General features: G+C 52.7%; 8 protein-coding genes. 7 read left to right on the forward strand and 1 reads right to left on the reverse strand.

Going from position 1 to position 16,035, the window contains the following annotated elements; all coding sequences use genetic code 11:
* Window positions 1-18: 18 nt before the first annotated feature.
* Window positions 19-1,641 (reverse strand): sulfatase, encoded by a 1,623-nt coding sequence (locus LCM31_RS08925; protein ID WP_224869278.1) that lies wholly within the window; start codon window positions 1,639-1,641, stop codon window positions 19-21.
* A gap of 778 nt (window positions 1,642-2,419) precedes the next feature.
* Between LCM31_RS08925 and LCM31_RS08930 the strand changes: the two genes are divergently transcribed.
* The 7 genes from LCM31_RS08930 (at window position 2,420) to LCM31_RS08960 (ending at window position 15,986) form a co-directional block, all read left to right on the forward strand.
* Window positions 2,420-5,284 (forward strand): TonB-dependent receptor, encoded by a 2,865-nt coding sequence (locus tag LCM31_RS08930; protein WP_224869280.1) that lies wholly within the window; start codon window positions 2,420-2,422, stop codon window positions 5,282-5,284.
* A 288-nt stretch (window positions 5,285-5,572) separates the two neighbouring features.
* Window positions 5,573-8,050 (forward strand): sugar-binding domain-containing protein, encoded by a 2,478-nt coding sequence (locus LCM31_RS08935; RefSeq protein ID WP_224869282.1) that lies wholly within the window; start codon window positions 5,573-5,575, stop codon window positions 8,048-8,050.
* Window positions 8,051-8,069: 19 nt separating this feature from the next.
* A complete protein-coding gene (locus tag LCM31_RS08940) occupies window positions 8,070-9,629 on the forward strand; it encodes an arylsulfatase (protein ID WP_224869284.1) in 1,560 nt (519 codons plus the stop codon).
* A gap of 101 nt (window positions 9,630-9,730) precedes the next feature.
* Window positions 9,731-11,698 (forward strand): glycoside hydrolase family 2 TIM barrel-domain containing protein, encoded by a 1,968-nt coding sequence (locus tag LCM31_RS08945; RefSeq protein WP_224869286.1) that lies wholly within the window; start codon window positions 9,731-9,733, stop codon window positions 11,696-11,698.
* Window positions 11,699-11,793: 95 nt separating this feature from the next.
* Window positions 11,794-12,816, forward strand: a complete 1,023-nt coding sequence (locus tag LCM31_RS08950) for a LacI family DNA-binding transcriptional regulator (RefSeq protein WP_224869288.1) — start codon at window positions 11,794-11,796, stop codon at window positions 12,814-12,816.
* Window positions 12,817-12,829: 13 nt separating this feature from the next.
* The gene (locus tag LCM31_RS08955; RefSeq protein ID WP_224869290.1) at window positions 12,830-14,188 is read left to right on the forward strand and encodes an MFS transporter; all 1,359 of its coding nucleotides are present in this window, start codon (window positions 12,830-12,832) and stop codon (window positions 14,186-14,188) included.
* Between the two features lie 109 nt (window positions 14,189-14,297).
* Window positions 14,298-15,986: a right-handed parallel beta-helix repeat-containing protein gene (locus LCM31_RS08960; protein ID WP_224869292.1), complete on the forward strand. Its 1,689-nt coding sequence runs from the start codon at window positions 14,298-14,300 to the stop codon at window positions 15,984-15,986.
* Window positions 15,987-16,035: the final 49 nt, after the last annotated feature.

Raw genomic sequence — 16,035 nt, forward strand, 5'->3', positions numbered from 1 at the left:
GACGCATCGCTGTTTGTATTAGCGTGGGTATAGCGGGGCGAGCTGGCGCCCTTGTTTATTACCTGGATACTGGGCGCCCTGGTTTTCCAGTTGCGTTCCCATTCTTGTCACCATCTCGCGTAATTTTTCTGGCTGTAATTGCGCTAGATTGTGAGATTCGCTCGGGTCTTCTTTCAGGTTAAACAGCTGGTACTTTGGCGTGTTGTTTTTGCCCTGAGGGTTGTAGTGATAAATCAGCTTCCAGTCCCCGTGGCGCAGGGCTGTGAAGTAAGAATGCCGGTGCTTGTGCGGGAAGTGCATCAGGAAGCTCTTATTCGTGTTGTCTGCTTCAATGCCCGCCAGTTGCGCCTTGAGGTTGCTTCCGTCAATTGGGTGCGCCTCCGGAGAGGTCGTATTGGAAAGCCCCAAAATAGTTGGGTAAAGATCCATCACCGTGGTCAGCGAGCGATTGATTGCTCCTGCCAGGACAGGCGTAAGCTGCTGTGCTGGATGCTCAGCGTTTGGCTTTGCCCAGCTGATTACCAGTGGGGCCCGGATTCCGCCCTCCCAACTTGTGCCTTTTTTTCCCCGTAACGGTGCTGCTGCCGCAATATCGTTGATATGGCCGATTGGCGCATCGGTGCCATTATCACCGAGAAAAATAACCAGCGTGTTGTCTGCGACGCCAGATGCCTCCAGCGTTTCGACAATATCGCCGAGGGATTTGTCCACGCCTTCAACCAGTCCGGCAAATGCGGTTTCTTTCTCGGTTAATCCCAGGTTTTTATATCGTTCAGTAAATCGGGTATCCGCGTGAAACGGCGCGTGTACGGCATAGTGGGACATATACAGCAGAAAGGGTGCCGATTCTTCCGCGGCCTGCCGGATTTGTGCCTGCGCCTCACGGGTCAGAGCTTCCGTTAGGAACATGTCTTTATCGTAATACGCTTCCAGGTGGGGGATTGCGTGGGTGACAGGGGACTGTTGCTCCCGGTACTTGGGATGATTCCCATAGTGGTCTTGCCCGTAATAGCTCTTCGGTCTGCCCCAGGATGCCCCGGCAATATTGACGTCGAAGCCGATATTCTCCGGGTTGGCCCCCTCGCTATCGTTGGGCCCAAAGTGGCCTTTGCCGATATGAATGGTCTTGTATCCCTGCTGTTGCAGCAGCTTTGGAAAGGTGACCGAAGACGAATCAAGTCCCATCCAGTTCCAGTCTCGCGGCCCAAACTCCCCCGCGTTATTCTCGTCCGGCTTAATCCAGGTGGTGGTGTGATGGCGGGCTGCGTTTTGCCCGGTCAGTAGAGACGATCGGGTAGGGGAGCATACGCTCTGGGTATAGAAATCGGTAAAGCGCGTGCCACTGCTGGCGAGTAATTCCAGGTTTGGGGTGTGATAACGCGCGTTAAGTGGATGGCGCTCTGCAAGACCCTGTGCATCTGCCAGAAAGGGAACCGAGGTATCCATCAACCCCAGATCATCCACCAGAAAGACCACGATGTTGGGGGGCGGCAGTTCAGTGTCAGTCGCCTTGCTACAGCTTGCGGTGAAACAAAGTACGCTCAGCAGCAGAGCTGCTTTGGTGGCAGTGTAATAGCGGGAAAAGCGGCGGGAAGGGTAACCGGCACTATTACGTCTACGGTTGTCACCTGATGGCAGCATCCTCGTTTCCTCTCGCTGTTGTTTTCGACCATGTCCTGATGAGGCGCAGTGGTGGAAACGCTTTTTTATGGTTTTGTCTGCCCGCAATTGATCCGCGCTCAGTGCTGATGCGGCTCTGTCTATGGGAATTCCTGGGATAATAATGAAAACGTTGCCATAAGTAAAATTGGTTGCGATCCCAGTTTGGCCAAAGGGTGGTGTGAGTTGCTGTCAGCGAAATACTCAATTGTCGTTCGGCAACTTGTCGGTTTTGTATGTTTTGCGAACAACCAATCGGCTTGAGAGCATGGTAATTGGATGGTTGGCCGGCTCGAGGGTTTGGAAATATTTGATTGTCGATTACTGCTTGGAGTCTTTCTTGGGCAGTTGTTTTGCGAATGGGCGGTTGGTGTGAAGGTGAGTCCTACTTGAGTGAAGCATTTTTAGGAAATATTTCTATTTCTGTAAATATATGAATTTTAAGGTTTTTTCGTTGATTGGAAGCTTGAGGTGGTCGTCCACTATATGTGGGAGTCGCTCACTGGCTCCTGACCTACGGTGCATGTTTTAAGTGTCATGAAGGTGTGATGGTATGACACTGTATGGGGTGTTTTCCCGCCAATTGACGGGTATTTGTGAGCGGTGAACGCATGTTGCGGGTTGCTACACCGAAAACCTAGTGGTAACGTTGCCATAGATTGAGAAGGTAACGTTGCCACAATTTGGGATGTGGCAGGCTCTGTACGCAGGGTTTCTCGGTCGGATGAGAGAGTCTTCAAAACCGTCTTAGGGGATAAAAATGAAAAAAACGAAATTGAGCTTAGCGGTACTTGCGGCATTGACGATGCAGGCGCCAGGCTATGTTCTGGCTCAAGATGCTGAGTCGCAGGCGAGCGAACTAAAAACAACCAAAGTTAAGAGCGAAGCTGCGCAAGCTGAGAGCATGGAAGAGCTGACTGTTACTGGCGGTATGCGCGCCAGTGAGGTCGAAGCTATTAACATGAAGCGCAACGCCAACGTTGTTGCGGAAGCCTTGGCGGCGGAGGATATTGGTGCGCTGCCTGATCAGAGTATTGCGGAATCTCTGGAGCGCCTGACCGGTGTGACCGGTAACCAGGACAACGGCCGCAGCAACACCATTTCTGTGCGTGGTATGGGCGGGCAGTACACCCTGACCACTCTGAATGATCGTGAAATTGTCGGTTCCTTCGGTTCTCGCTCCGTAAACCTCAGCCTGTATCCGTCTGGCGCAATTCGTCGTGCTCAGGTCTACAAGACAGCGACTTCCGACATGCTGGAAGGTGGTATCGGCGGTACCGTCAATATGGAAACCTTCAAGCCGCTGGAGTCTGATCGCGACGTGCGCTCTTTCTCTGTGGCGGGTAACAGCAATGAGCTGTACCAAGACCTTACTTTTGGCCCGAAATACGGCACTAACATTCAAGGTCTTTTCAGTCAGCGTATTACCGACGATTTTGCGGTGTCTGTCGGCGCATCTGTGAAAGACGATGTGCGCCACATTGAGGGAGTGAAGGCTGGCAATCTTTTGACCGGTTTGGGTTGGACGACCGACTGGAACGGCGACGGCCTTGCTACCGAAATTTCACCGCCTGCCGCAGTGCTTACTTCCAAGAAATTCAACGATGATCAGAATGCGGTATTCGCTGCGGCCCAGTGGCAAGTGAATGAAGACCTGTTGATCAGCGCTGATTTCTTGAGCGCTAACTACGATTACGAAATGGATATGGCGGTAATGAGCTTCTGGGGTTTGTCCAGTGGCGATCCGCTAGGCGATCCGGCGCTGGCTGATATCAACGAAAAAAATTACGTAATGAGCGGCCTGGCGAGTGTAAATAGCATTGGTAAATGGGATGCCAATGTACTCAACGAAGATGAAACCGAAGCCTTTGGCTTTAATTTTGATTATCAGCTCACCGACAGTATCCGTGCAGAGCTGGACCTTTCCCGTTCAACCGCCGATCGCCTGTATCAGTATCGTACCGTTAGCGGTAAGTTCGGTGAGGGTATGAATCATTTCCTCGCGTTTGATATGCATGGCGGTGAATTTGGGCTGGATTATCTGGGTAGTGAAGACGCCGCAACGGCTTCTGCACACAATCCCGACACTTATACCCTGGATGAGTCTCAGCTGACTAATGTGCTGAATGATGACAGTCTGTGGAATTTCAGTGGCGTAAACTGGAGCCAGAATACTACCGAGAGCCAGCTGGATGCAGTCAAGCTGGATCTGACGTTTGACGTTGCCTTGGGTCCGCTGCAGGAAATCAAAACCGGTTTCCGTCGCTCCAATATGACCAAGGATTTCAGTAACGACCCGGAAACTTTTGATGCATCTGTATTCGAAGGCATTAACTTTGCCGGTCTGAATACTTCCGTATCGAATAATCCCTACCAGAAGTTGGATGTAAATGGCTTTGACGAATTTGCCTATTTTAACGCTGGGCAGATTTTGAGCTTGTACGGTGATGTTCTACCGGAACGCACCGAAGATGCCGAGGGCCTGTTGGAGTCTGGTTCTATCGAAGAAGACACAACTGCATTTTACGTGCAGGCGAACTTCTACGGTGAGTGGTACGACGGCTTCCTGGGTGCCCGTTACTATAAAACGGAGCTCGAGGCGACCGGTTATGAAGCGGATTACGAATTCAATGTTAATGCGAAAAATGGAAAGATCAGCATGAAGCCTACGGGCGAGGTCATGCCTTCTCTCGCAACCAATGAATATTCTGGTGTGTTGCCTACCCTCAATGTGAATCTACGGCTGATCGAAGATACTGTGATTCGTGTAGGTGCGGGTAAAGCGATGATTCGCCCCGATAGTAATGAGATCAACCCATATCTGGTTACCAACAATAAAACGGAATGGGATGTTCAGCTTAACCAGCTTTCCGAACGAACTCTAGGCCGTGCTGGTAACCCGTATCTGACTGCCATTGAGTCTACGCAGGGGGATGTCTCTTTTGAGTGGTATCCAAACCGTCGTGACTACTATGCGCTTGCTGTGTTCTACAAAGATCTGGATGGTCTGTACGAGCAGGGCGCCGAATATCTTCCAATCGAGCTGGACGGCGTTGAAGGTGAACAGCTTTACCTGCCAGTAACCTCTGAGGTAATGGCCGATGGTGGTGTTGTGAAAGGTTGGGAGTTCTCCTTCCGCCAGAGCCTGGGTCGCTTCTCACCTTACCTGAGAGGCTTTGCCTTGAACGGTAACTACATGGACTTTGATCACGGTGCGCAACAGGACTACAACCCGCGCTATAGTGGTCAAGCTCCTGAAGATCGTCCAACTGAGCTTTACTACTCGCCGGTAGGCTGGATCAACAGCACCTATAACCTGGCGCTGACCTACGACCACGGTCAGAAGTTCTCTACCCGTGTGAACCTGACCCAACAGGACTATATGGCAACCCGAGACGGTCAGGACTACACCCTGCGCTGGCCGAGCAAAAATCTGAGTGTCTCTGCTAACTACAAAGTGCTCGACAATGTGACCGTGTTTGCCCAGGCAGCGAACCTGCTGGATGAGGCGACTACGAAAGGTAACTTGAAGAGCGATAAAGTTGGCGAAGCACACCCGGATTATATCTGGGAGTCTACCCACCGCGGTGTTAGCTGGTACGCCGGCGTACGCGCGCGCTTCTAAACCGCAGCGGCTTGCGCTGCTCTCTGCAAAGAGCAGCGTAATTCGTACACCATCGGCAGGTGGTTCTGCCTTAGCAATAGGTTGCAGAATCGCTTGCCCGATGGTTGTGCGGCACATAATAGAAATGAATCCGGTGTGAATTGCTTGCAGGTTTACAACTGAAGCCATTATTTGCTTCTTATAATCCGGTCTTCCTGCGCCAATTCTGAATTCCCTAATATTCATAAAGTATTCAGCCTGAACAGACTGTACTGTATTTGTTCGGGCGGGATGCGTTCGAGCGAAAAAATGAAAAAATTCTGCGCAAAGCTTCTCGTTGTATTCCTGACCTTTACGACCCTTTCTGCATGCTCATCGGATCGGCCTGCGCACGGCGAAGCTGAAGCTCGAACGCGCGTCAATTTTGACTTCAACTGGAAGTTTTTCCTTGGCGATGCCCCAACTGCAAAAAACGCGGTGTTTGATGACGCCCAGTGGCGCTCGCTGAATGTGCCCCACGACTGGAGTATCGAAGGGGAATACGACAAAAATAATCCGGCGGGTATTGCCGGTGGCTTTCTGCCTACAGGTACTGGCTGGTACCGCAAGCACTTCGATTGGCAGGAGGCATGGCAGGGCAAGCGCGTATATATCGAATTTGATGGCGTTTATATGAATAGCGAGGTTTGGGTAAATGGCCACTACCTCGGTAAACGCCCGTATGGCTATGTCAGCTTTCAATATGACCTCACGGATTATCTGACCCCGCAAAACAATGTGATTGCGGTGCGTGTCGATAACGCCAATGCGCCCAGCGGCCGCTGGTATACGGGCTCGGGTATTTATCGCCATGTCTGGCTAACCACAGTGAATCAGCAGCATGTTCCGTATAGCGGCGTATTTGTTCGCGGCGAAAATGTCACTCGTGAAAAGGCCGACGTGCGTGTGACCACGGAAGTTGTGAATCACGATCAAGCAGACAAAACTCTGACATTGCTGAGTGAGCTGGTAGCGCCGAACGGTGAAGTATCAGCTAAGTCTCGCCGGGAGATAGAGATTGCGGCAGGCTCGACCTACGCCGCTGAACAGGCGTTTGAACTGTTGACCCCTGAATTGTGGTCGGTAGATGCTCCGCACCTTTACCAGCTGAAGACGACTGTTTCCGATGGCGGTCAGGTCGTGGACCGCCTGGTAACGAGTACTGGCTTTCGCTCTGTAGATATATCAGTAGACAGGGGTTTTGTGCTGAACGGCGAGCCGATTGTGTTGCAGGGCATCAGTATGCACCACGACGGTGGCCCGGTTGGCGCCGCAGTTCCCGATGATGTGCTGCGCAAGCGCCTGATTCAGCTAAAAGAAATGGGCGTTAATGCAATCCGCACAACGCACAATCCGTTCGCGCCCGAGTTTTACCAGATGGCCAATGAAATGGGCTTCCTGCTGATGAACGAAGCCTTTGATGGCTGGTGGGATGCGAAGGCTAAATACGACTACGGACTCTATTTTGATGAGTGGTGGCAGCGCGATCTCACTGACTTTATGCGTCGTGATCGCAATCACCCCAGCGTGGTGATGTGGAGTGTTGGTAATGAAGTTCCGAATTATACGCCGGAGCAACAAAAGCAGTTGGTAGCGTTTGCCAGCTCTATTGATGATTCCCGTCCAATTACACAGGGCCGCGGCTACGCCGGCGGCCATCTGACCATTGCCGGTTTTAACGGGCATGGTGAATTCAAAGGTGCGATCGAGAAGTTCCACGAAGAGTATCCCGATACGCCGGTGATTGGCACCGAGATGACGCACACGATTCATACTCGCGGTGTATACCGCAGCAAGACCAGCTATCGCGTGCGGGATTTTCCTGCTCCCTGGGAGGTGAATTCCAAAGAGGGGCCAGCGAAAAAATGGCAGCGGATCAAGAATAAAGTTTACAAGATCCCTAACTTGACCGAAGAAGAAGTCTTCCCTTCGATCGATGGCGCATACGGCTCTTCCTACGATAACTCCGTGGTGCGTATGCCGATCCGTGATGAGATCCGGTTGGCTCGGGACCTGCCGTACCTGCTGGGTACTTTCCGCTGGACTGCATTCGATTACCTCGGGGAATCGTTTGGGTGGCCTGCGCGCACAGCGAACTTTGGTGTGATTGACCTGGCCGGTTTCCCCAAGGGGCCTTATTACCTGTACCAGAGCCAGTGGAGCAGCGAGCCCATGGTGCATCTGGATCCGCACTGGACACATCCGGGTAAAGAAGGGGTGGAAATTCCAGTAGTAGTGTATACCAACCAGCCGTCCGCGGAAGTGTTCCTGAATGGGGAATCGCTGGGTGAAAAGGCGATGGGCGATGCGATGCAGTTGGTATGGCTGGTGCCGTATGAGGCGGGTGAACTGACGGTGGTGGCTAAGAACGGCAGTGAGGAAGTTGTCCGCAAATCGGTACGCTCTGCCGGTGCCCCAGCGTCGGTGGCGATATCCATAGATCGTACCGAGATTACGGCGAACCAGACGGATGTTGTGCATGTGGAACTGGACGTGGTGGACGACCAGGGGAATATGGTTCCCAGCGCGAGTAACCGTCTGAACATTGCTGTCGAGGGCGCCGCCCGACTGATTGGTGTGGAGAATGGCGATATCCTCGACCTTGAGCCGCACAAGGTGCCTACCCGAAAGGCGTTTATGGGCAAAGCATTGGCGTTATTACAGGCTACGGATCAGTCTGGCCCGATCACTGTCACCGTGAGCGGCGATGGTCTTGAGCCCCGTAGCATTTCGCTCAATTCAATTTAAAAAAAGCGAGGGAATCACATTGGCAAAAGTCATCGTTAATGGCGTTCTTTGTATCGCTTCTGTATTGGCTGCGAGCCTCTTGTTACCGGGTTACGGGGAGCTTGGCGCGCATGCGGCAAATGCCAGCGAAGATCGCCCGCCAAATGTGATTTATATCCTGGCGGACGACCTGGGCTATGGCGACTTGGGTGCCTTCGGCCAACAACATATTGAGACGCCTAGCCTGGATAAAATGGCGGAAGAGGGTATGCGCTTGACCCAGCATTATGCGGGGAGCACGGTATGCGCTCCTTCTCGGGCGTCGCTCGTCACCGGTAAACAGCCGGGTGTGGTGCAAATTCGCGGTAACTATGAATTAGGCACCTTCCTTGATGAAGAAGAGTACGGCCAAATGCCGCTGCGCCCCGGGACCGAAACCATCGGCACCATGATGCAAGATGCCGGCTATAAAACCGCATTGATTGGCAAGTGGGGGCTGGGTGGCCCGGAGTCTTATGGCACGCCCAACAAGCAGGGTTTTGACTATTTCTTCGGTTACCTGGACCAAAAGCAGGCGCACAATCACTACCCAACACACCTGTGGTTGAACGAAGAGCGCTTTCCGCTGGATAACACCTATCTGGATACGCACCAAAAGCTGCCGGAGGACGCGAACCCGAATGACCCGGCCAGCTACCTTCCTTATAAGCGTGAGGATTTTGCCCAGCAGCGTTTGGCGGACGACGCCTTGCGCTACATAACTGAACACAAAGACGATCCGTTTTTCCTGTTTTTGTCCTTTGCCACTCCGCATGCGTCATTGCAGGCGCCGGATGCCGACATTGCCGCGTATGCTGAGTCTGGCTTTGTAGAAACACCGAACTTAGGTGGCGGCCAGGACTATATGCCGGTGCAAAACCCCAAAGCGGTTCGCGCCGCAATGATTTCACACCTGGATCGTAGTATTGGCGATGTACTTGCTAAACTCGAAGAGTTACAGCTCGACGAAAATACCTTGGTTATTTTCAGTAGTGACAATGGGCCCTCGTGGGAGGGCGGTGCGGACCTGGCATTCTTTGATGCAAACGGCCCATTCCGTGGTTACAAGCGCGACCTGTATGAGGGTGGTATCCGTATGCCGACCATCGCCTGGTGGCCAGAAAAGATCCATCCCGGTTCGAACTCCGACCACATGTCGGCATTTTGGGACTTGATGCCCACTCTGGCGGAGGTTGCTGGCGTCGATAGCCCAGAGACGACAGATGGTATTTCCTTCTTGCCTACACTGCTGGGGGAGACGGGGCAGAAGTTACATTCGCATTTGTATTGGGAATTTCACAATAACAATGGCAATCACGCGCAGGCTATCCGCCTGGATGATGCGGCCGGTCAGTGGAAGGCCGTGCGTTTGTATAACGAGGGTCAACGAGAGAACCCTCCGGTTGAACTCTACAACCTGAAAGTCGATCTCGCAGAGCAGCACAATGTTGCGGGTGCGCATCCGGAGCGAGTGGCTCAGATTCTGGCGTTGATGAAAAGCTCGCGCACCAGAGCGGATATCGACAGCTGGAATTTTGATTACTGGCCTCAATCGGATTGAGGCGCAATAGAAAGGGCAGAGTGATCTGCTCTTTTTTTGTCTTGTCGCTGGCTAGTGTTTTGGGACCGGCATTCACCAAAGAATCAGGAAATAGCAAAATCATGCGAAAACCATTTTTGCTCTCTCGTATTGTGCTGATGCTGGCATTCGTATCGATAACGTTGCCCTCTTACAGTATCGAGCGTACGGTCATCGATACGGCCAAGGTCGTAAAAAAGCTGGAGCGGCCATTGATCGGTGAAAATGTCACATTCCTTATGTCGTCGGACGACAAGTGGCCGCGAAAGGTACCCATGCAGCAGCGTCTTGGGGAGATGAACCTGGGCATTATGCGTTTTCCCTACGGACACCTGGGTGACAATTATCTGTTTACGGATGCACCCTTTACCGATGGTGACTCTGGGCTTAGGCCGCGGGTTGCCTCGACTGAAGTGGCGCCCGGGACTTGGTCATGGGCGGTGGATAAGCACGGTTACTTCAGTAGCGGTCTCGATTTTGACGAGTTCATGGGGTACGCCAAGGCGTTGGATGTGGAGCCCCTGATCATGGTCAATATGCTGGGCTATGACAAGGCGCATTACCCCGGCACGGTTGTTAGTTTCGATGAGCTGAAAACACATGCGGTGGAGTGGGTACGCTACGCCAATATTACCCGGGGCTATGGGGTGAAGTATTGGCAGCTGGGTAATGAAGTGGCGATGCACAGCGACAAAGAAACCTACGTTAAAAATTTTGTCGAGATTGCCAGTGCGATGAAAGCCGTGGACCCTTCTATCCATATTGGCTTTGGTGAAGACGGTCGCGCCGATTGGCTGTCCAGTGTGCTGAGTGACGAAAGCGTTGCGCAATACATCGATTTTCTGTCGCCGCACCAGTACTTGCATGGGCGTGCGTGGACCGAATCCTATCGTAACTGGCGTGATTTCGACGGTAACCTCACCAGTAAGATCGAACGCTTGCAACGCTATGCAGCGGCAAGCCCGGCGCATAAAGACGTGCCGATGATCATTACCGAGTATGGTGTGACTGGCGGTAATTATCCCGAATTGGACCCCCTGGGGGATGTATTACTTCGTGCCAGAGGGAATCAGGATAGTCGTGTGCTCGTAGGGCCTGGAGCTGACGGTGACGCACTGGCCCGGTTGTGGCGCCAGCCCCGTGCTGCCGACGCAATTTACGTACAATTGCTGAAAAGCGGTGGGGTGTTGTTACGCTCCCGCGCCTGTGGAGGGTGCTTCCTGACGGCCGGCAAAAAGCCAGCAGATCCCATCACCTTCCTGGATAAGCCGAGCGAGCAGAGTTTTTGGCAGTTGGTGACGGCCAAGGGCGACAACCAGTATCACCTCCGCTCGGAAGCCCTTCCCAATCGGTATGTCCGGTTTGACCAGAAAAACAACCGCTACAACTTGTTGGCCGGTGGCGTTGGCAAGGCGGAGCGTTTTTTCGTGGAGCCACTTTCGGGTGGAGAGGCTGGTTCAGGAGAGCAGGGGCCGGCGGCAATCGATAGCAAGAAAAATTACGCCAATGATCTGTGGAAGTCGTTGGTATTTGCGGAGCTGACCCTCTCGACTTCGAAGCACAAGAATGTGACTGATATGGTGCACTGGAACACGCACTCCCCTTGGGAAGGTGAGTGGGGTGGGGGACATGGACAGATCGCCAATTCATTGAACAACACCCCGGATAACAGTCTGACGCCAATTGGTGAGGTGATTAAGTTCATCAACAACCGATCTTATAACCATGTGCTGCAGGTTAAAGAAAAGCATGGTTACCTGCGCCTCTATGCCAGTTTCGACCCAGACACTGGGGCACTGAGTGTCATGGTGCTGAACAAGAATGATCGGGCCGGGTCGCTGGAGTTGGATTTTGCCGACTTGGAAGGTGTGGCGCTGGCTTCTGTCTCCAGCTACCGGGGAGAGCACCCGGAAGATGAGTTCCCCGCGGTTGAGCAGGGCGTAGCAGCCCTGGAACCGGTGATCACGGAGCAGGGTTTAGTGCGTAGGGCGACGGTGCCGGCGCTGTCTCTGACTCAATTTGACCTAAAAGTCATTAAGGACACTCGTTAAAGAATGGCAATATGTGGTTCGTAGTGGTAACGTTGCCGGCAATTGCATCAGTTTGAAACTGATGCCGTCAGCGGATGATAGTTGGGAGTTTTAACGTGGTTACAATTAAAGACGTTGCGAGGGTCTCCGGGCTGTCGACCTCCACCGTTTCGCGAGTGATTCGTGGCGAGAGCAACGTAAAAGCTTCCAGTCGAGCCAAAATCCAAAAAGTGATTGCGGACCTCGGCTATCGACCGAATATCAACGCGCAAGCGCTGGTGAGCAGTAAATCAAACACACTGGGTGTTGTGGTTCCCATGGTATCGATGCCGTTCTTTGGTGCGCTGGTTTGTGGTGCCGAAGAGGCGATCAGTGAGAACCAGTACAAGGTGCTCATTAGTAATGCCTACGGCAGTGAGCAGAAAGAGCGAGAAGCAATTGAGTCACTTTTGCAGCACAAATGTGGCGCGATCGTGTTTCACAGCGCGCGCACCAGCGACCAGAAGTTGATCGAGCTGGCCGAAGAAATTCCTGGCCTGGTGTTTATCAACCGCTTTATCAGCAAAATCGCGCATCGCTGTGTCTGGCTCGATAACAATCAGGGTGCCCAGGAGGCTACACGTTATCTGATTGATAAAGGTCACAAAGATATCGCGGTGATTTCACGTGAAGATATGAACCCTGATGCCCGTGCGCGTCTCGATGGCATCCGTACGGCCGCGGCCAATGCCGGGGTGCCGATTCAGGATGACCTGATAGAGCTGGCTAAGGTTGCGGAGATGGACGGCGGTCGCGACGCGGTCAAAAAGCTGCTCGCGCGCGGCAAGAAGTTTACCGCAATTATGACCTACAACGACCATATGGCGGTGGGGGTTGTGCACGAGCTGCAGGCGCAAGGGATCAAGGTGCCAGAAGAGGTGTCGGTGATCGGTTTTGACGACCTGTTGATCTCCCGAGCTTGCTTTCCCTCCCTTACTACCATGCACTATCCGGTGGCGGAGATGGCAAGCTACGCGGCGAACCTGGCTATGGAGTTGGCGGAAGAGCCAATCGAAGCGGGGCGCACCCACCTGTTTATGCCGCACCTTGTTGAGCGCGGTTCTGTCGCTGACCTGAATAAGGTCACTGAGCCCGCGTAAGAGGGCGGTGCAAGTGAGCCGGGACAATACGGGGGAGGCACAGCTGGTGCCGCTCGGCCAAAAGCTCGCGCTGGGCGTAGGCTTTTTCTGTCTTTTCTTTATTGAAAAGACCAGTGATATTCTTGCGGTGCCTTTCTATCAGATGACCCTGGGTGTCGACCCGTTTCTATTTGGGGTCGCGCTGACTATTCCCATCGTTTTCTCTTCTTTTCTTTCCCCCTGGGTTGGCCACTTTTCCGATAATTTGCAAAACCGTTTCGGAAGGCGGAAGCCACTCATTTTTATTTCTGCCTGGTGCCTGGCGCTGCTGTTTGGCTTGATGTGGATGGTGCCGGCCCACTGGGCTGCCGAACAACAGCTCGTATACTTCTTTTGTGTTTCCTTACTGTTTTACTTTGCGGCTCAGTTTTACAGTGTCCCGTTGACGTCCTTGTCCTATGAAATGAGCCGGGATGATCACCAGCGTATCAAGGTGATGGAGATCAACTCCTACTTTATCAAGCTGGCATCACTGGGGACCCAATGGTTGTATCCGCTGGCTTCGCTGGCTCTGTTCGGCAGCGTCTTCTTTGGCATTAAGGTTGTTGGTTGGGCGGTCGCCATCCTGGTTATTGGTCTTCTGGGGATGCTGCCGGCACTACTGGTTAAAGAGCAGCCGCGGAAGCTTGGGCCGCAAAGGGGTACGCGGCTGTCGGTACTGGCCAGCTCGCGCTCAATTCTCGCGGTTCCGCTCATGCGCCTGATTGTTGTACTGGTGATCATGCAAGTGGGCCTGGTGGCCTACGCGGCCAAGATGGACTACTACGTCCTCGTTTACTACATGTTTGGTGGCGATATTGCCGAGGGTGCTGTTTGGAAGGCGGTACTATCGATGGGCTTTGCCATTGCGGCAGCAGTCTATATTCCCTTGGTGTCAATGCTATCGCGCAAGCTGGGTAAGCTGTCTGCGCTACAAGTTATCTTCCTGATGAATGCCCTTGGTGGGGTGGCCAAGTGGTTTATCTATATGCCCGGAGTGACCTGGTTCCTGTTGCTGGATCCGATCCTTTGCTCTGCCATATGGTCTTCTATGACCGTTATCATTCCGGCGCTGGTCGCTCAGGCCAGTGATGATGATGCCCGCGCGACCAGTGTGCAGCGAGAGGGTGGTTTTGCCGGTATGCATCACTGGGTGGTCACCATGAGTGTGATTTTTACCATCCTGTTAGCCGGCGCGACCCTGAACTGGATTGGTTTCGATGCGAAACAGGGGGGTGAGCAGGCCATTGATACTCTGCTATCAATGAAAACCATTCTGGTGTTGGGTACCACTGTGCCCAGTCTGGTCGCGATTGCCGCTATTGCCCGCTTTAAGAAGCGCAACACTATATAGTCACGCCTGCCTATAGATCTCCTTCATTGCAAAGAAACGTAAAAACCGCTGGAAATCAGTGGTAACGTTCCCATAAAATCTCATTCAATGATTATAAGAGATGCTGGCTATGCGCAGATTGTTGTTTTGTGTACTCGTGATGATGAGCTCTTCAGGGTTTGCCGCGGACTACTATGTGCACGCCTCGAACGGGAGTGATCGCAACCAGGGTACTTCGCCGGAGCAGGCCTGGAAGAGCCTGCGCGCATTGGAAAAAGTGACCTTACAGCCGGGGGATCGCGTTCTGCTCGCGCGTGGGGAGCGCTTCCGCGGCAATATCGAATTGGTAGATGTTGCGGGTACCGAGACTAAGCCGATCGTAATTTCAAGTTACGCGGAAGGGGCAGATGAATCCCAGCCCAAGCCCATTGTTGACGCCAAGGGGCGCAACGCGGGTGTTCTGATCCTGGATAGCCGTTATATCGAGATCTCTAACCTGCAGATTGAGGCTGACGGTGGCAGCTTTCCGGCGCATGCCAAGGCGATCAAGCGCAAGTTGGGCAAAAGAAATCTGAAGCCGCGCCGTGTAGGTGTTTATGTGGTAGCGCTGGGCCGAAAAGAATCCGGTTATATTCGTATTGACAACGTGGATGTCCACGATGTTTACGCGAATAACCAAGGTTTTGTACGCAGCTATAAGGACACGGTCAGTTCCAACGGAGAAGAGGAATACGGGTTCGGTATGTTCTTTGCGAGCGTGCCGGGGGCTGTGCTCAATCACATCAGCGTCTCAAATTCTTCAGTATCCAATGTCTCGCATACCGGCATGAAGTTTCACGGGAAAGGTGAGATCAATTATGTGCAGGTTCTGGACAATCAGGTGTTGAATTCTGGTGGTCCTGGCATGCAGATGAGTGGCGTTACCAAGGCCCTTGTTAGAGGGAATACCGTTAATGGTTCCGGCAGCCCACTGGATAAGCGCAACTGGTCCCGGGGCAGCGGCATGTGGACCTGGGGTAGCTCGGACATTATTGTGGAGCGCAATCAATTTCTGAATGCGAATGGACCGGGGGATTCCGCCGGTTTCCATATCGACTTCAACTGTAAAAATATTATTGTTCAGTACAACCTGTCGGCAAATAACGCCGGTGGCTTTATCGAGGTACTGGGAAATAACTACAACAACACCTATCGCTACAACGTCAGCGTGAATGACGGGCATCGTGTGAAGAAGCCGGGAGTGGCCTTCCAGGAGGGTAAGACCTTCTGGCTGAGTGGCTTTGTCGGTTCCGATAAGTCGGGCAAAAAACCGCGGCCCAAGAAACGCCACGGCCCATATAACACCTATATCTACAATAATACTATTTTCGTAGACGACCATATCACGGCGAAAATCGCGGTTACTAAGGTCGCAGAAGGGGCGCTGATTGCGAACAATATCTTCCACATTGTGGGGGATAGCAAGGTCGTGCAAGGGGACCAATACGTTCCTGAGAACAATGGCGATACCCTCAACCTCAAAAATATTGTGTTTAAAAATAATTTGTTTCTGAAAAGTGATAACTGGCCAGAGCAAGTATTGATTCAGGATAGTGCGCCACTGATCGGTAATGCCGAATTTTCCCAGCCGGGCGGGCTCAGAATTGCCGATTATGCGCCGACTAACACGGTCATGGTGGAGGACCGGGGTATCGACATTCCGCGGATTCCCGGTGATGAAAATGGTCTGATTGTCGGGCTTAAGGTGGAAAAGGATACCCTCGGTAATCCGATTGTCGGCAAGCCGGATATGGGTGCCATTGAAGTCTCAACGCACTAATACTGGTTGAACGAAACATGCAAAAAATAACAACCGCTCATGCTTTGGG

This window comes from Microbulbifer agarilyticus, assembly GCF_020171345.1.
GTDB classification, from domain to species: domain Bacteria; phylum Pseudomonadota; class Gammaproteobacteria; order Pseudomonadales; family Cellvibrionaceae; genus Microbulbifer; species Microbulbifer agarilyticus_D.

Coding starts and splice junctions, on each gene's coding strand:
- LCM31_RS08945 (WP_224869286.1), top strand. CDS start 9,731: ATGCGAAAACCATTTTTGCTCTCTCGTATTGTGCTGATGCTGGCATTC.
- LCM31_RS08960 (WP_224869292.1), top strand. CDS start 14,298: ATGCGCAGATTGTTGTTTTGTGTACTCGTGATGATGAGCTCTTCAGGG.
- LCM31_RS08935 (WP_224869282.1), top strand. CDS start 5,573: ATGAAAAAATTCTGCGCAAAGCTTCTCGTTGTATTCCTGACCTTTACG.
- LCM31_RS08930 (WP_224869280.1), top strand. CDS start 2,420: ATGAAAAAAACGAAATTGAGCTTAGCGGTACTTGCGGCATTGACGATG.
- LCM31_RS08925 (WP_224869278.1), bottom strand. CDS start 1,641: ATGCTGCCATCAGGTGACAACCGTAGACGTAATAGTGCCGGTTACCCT.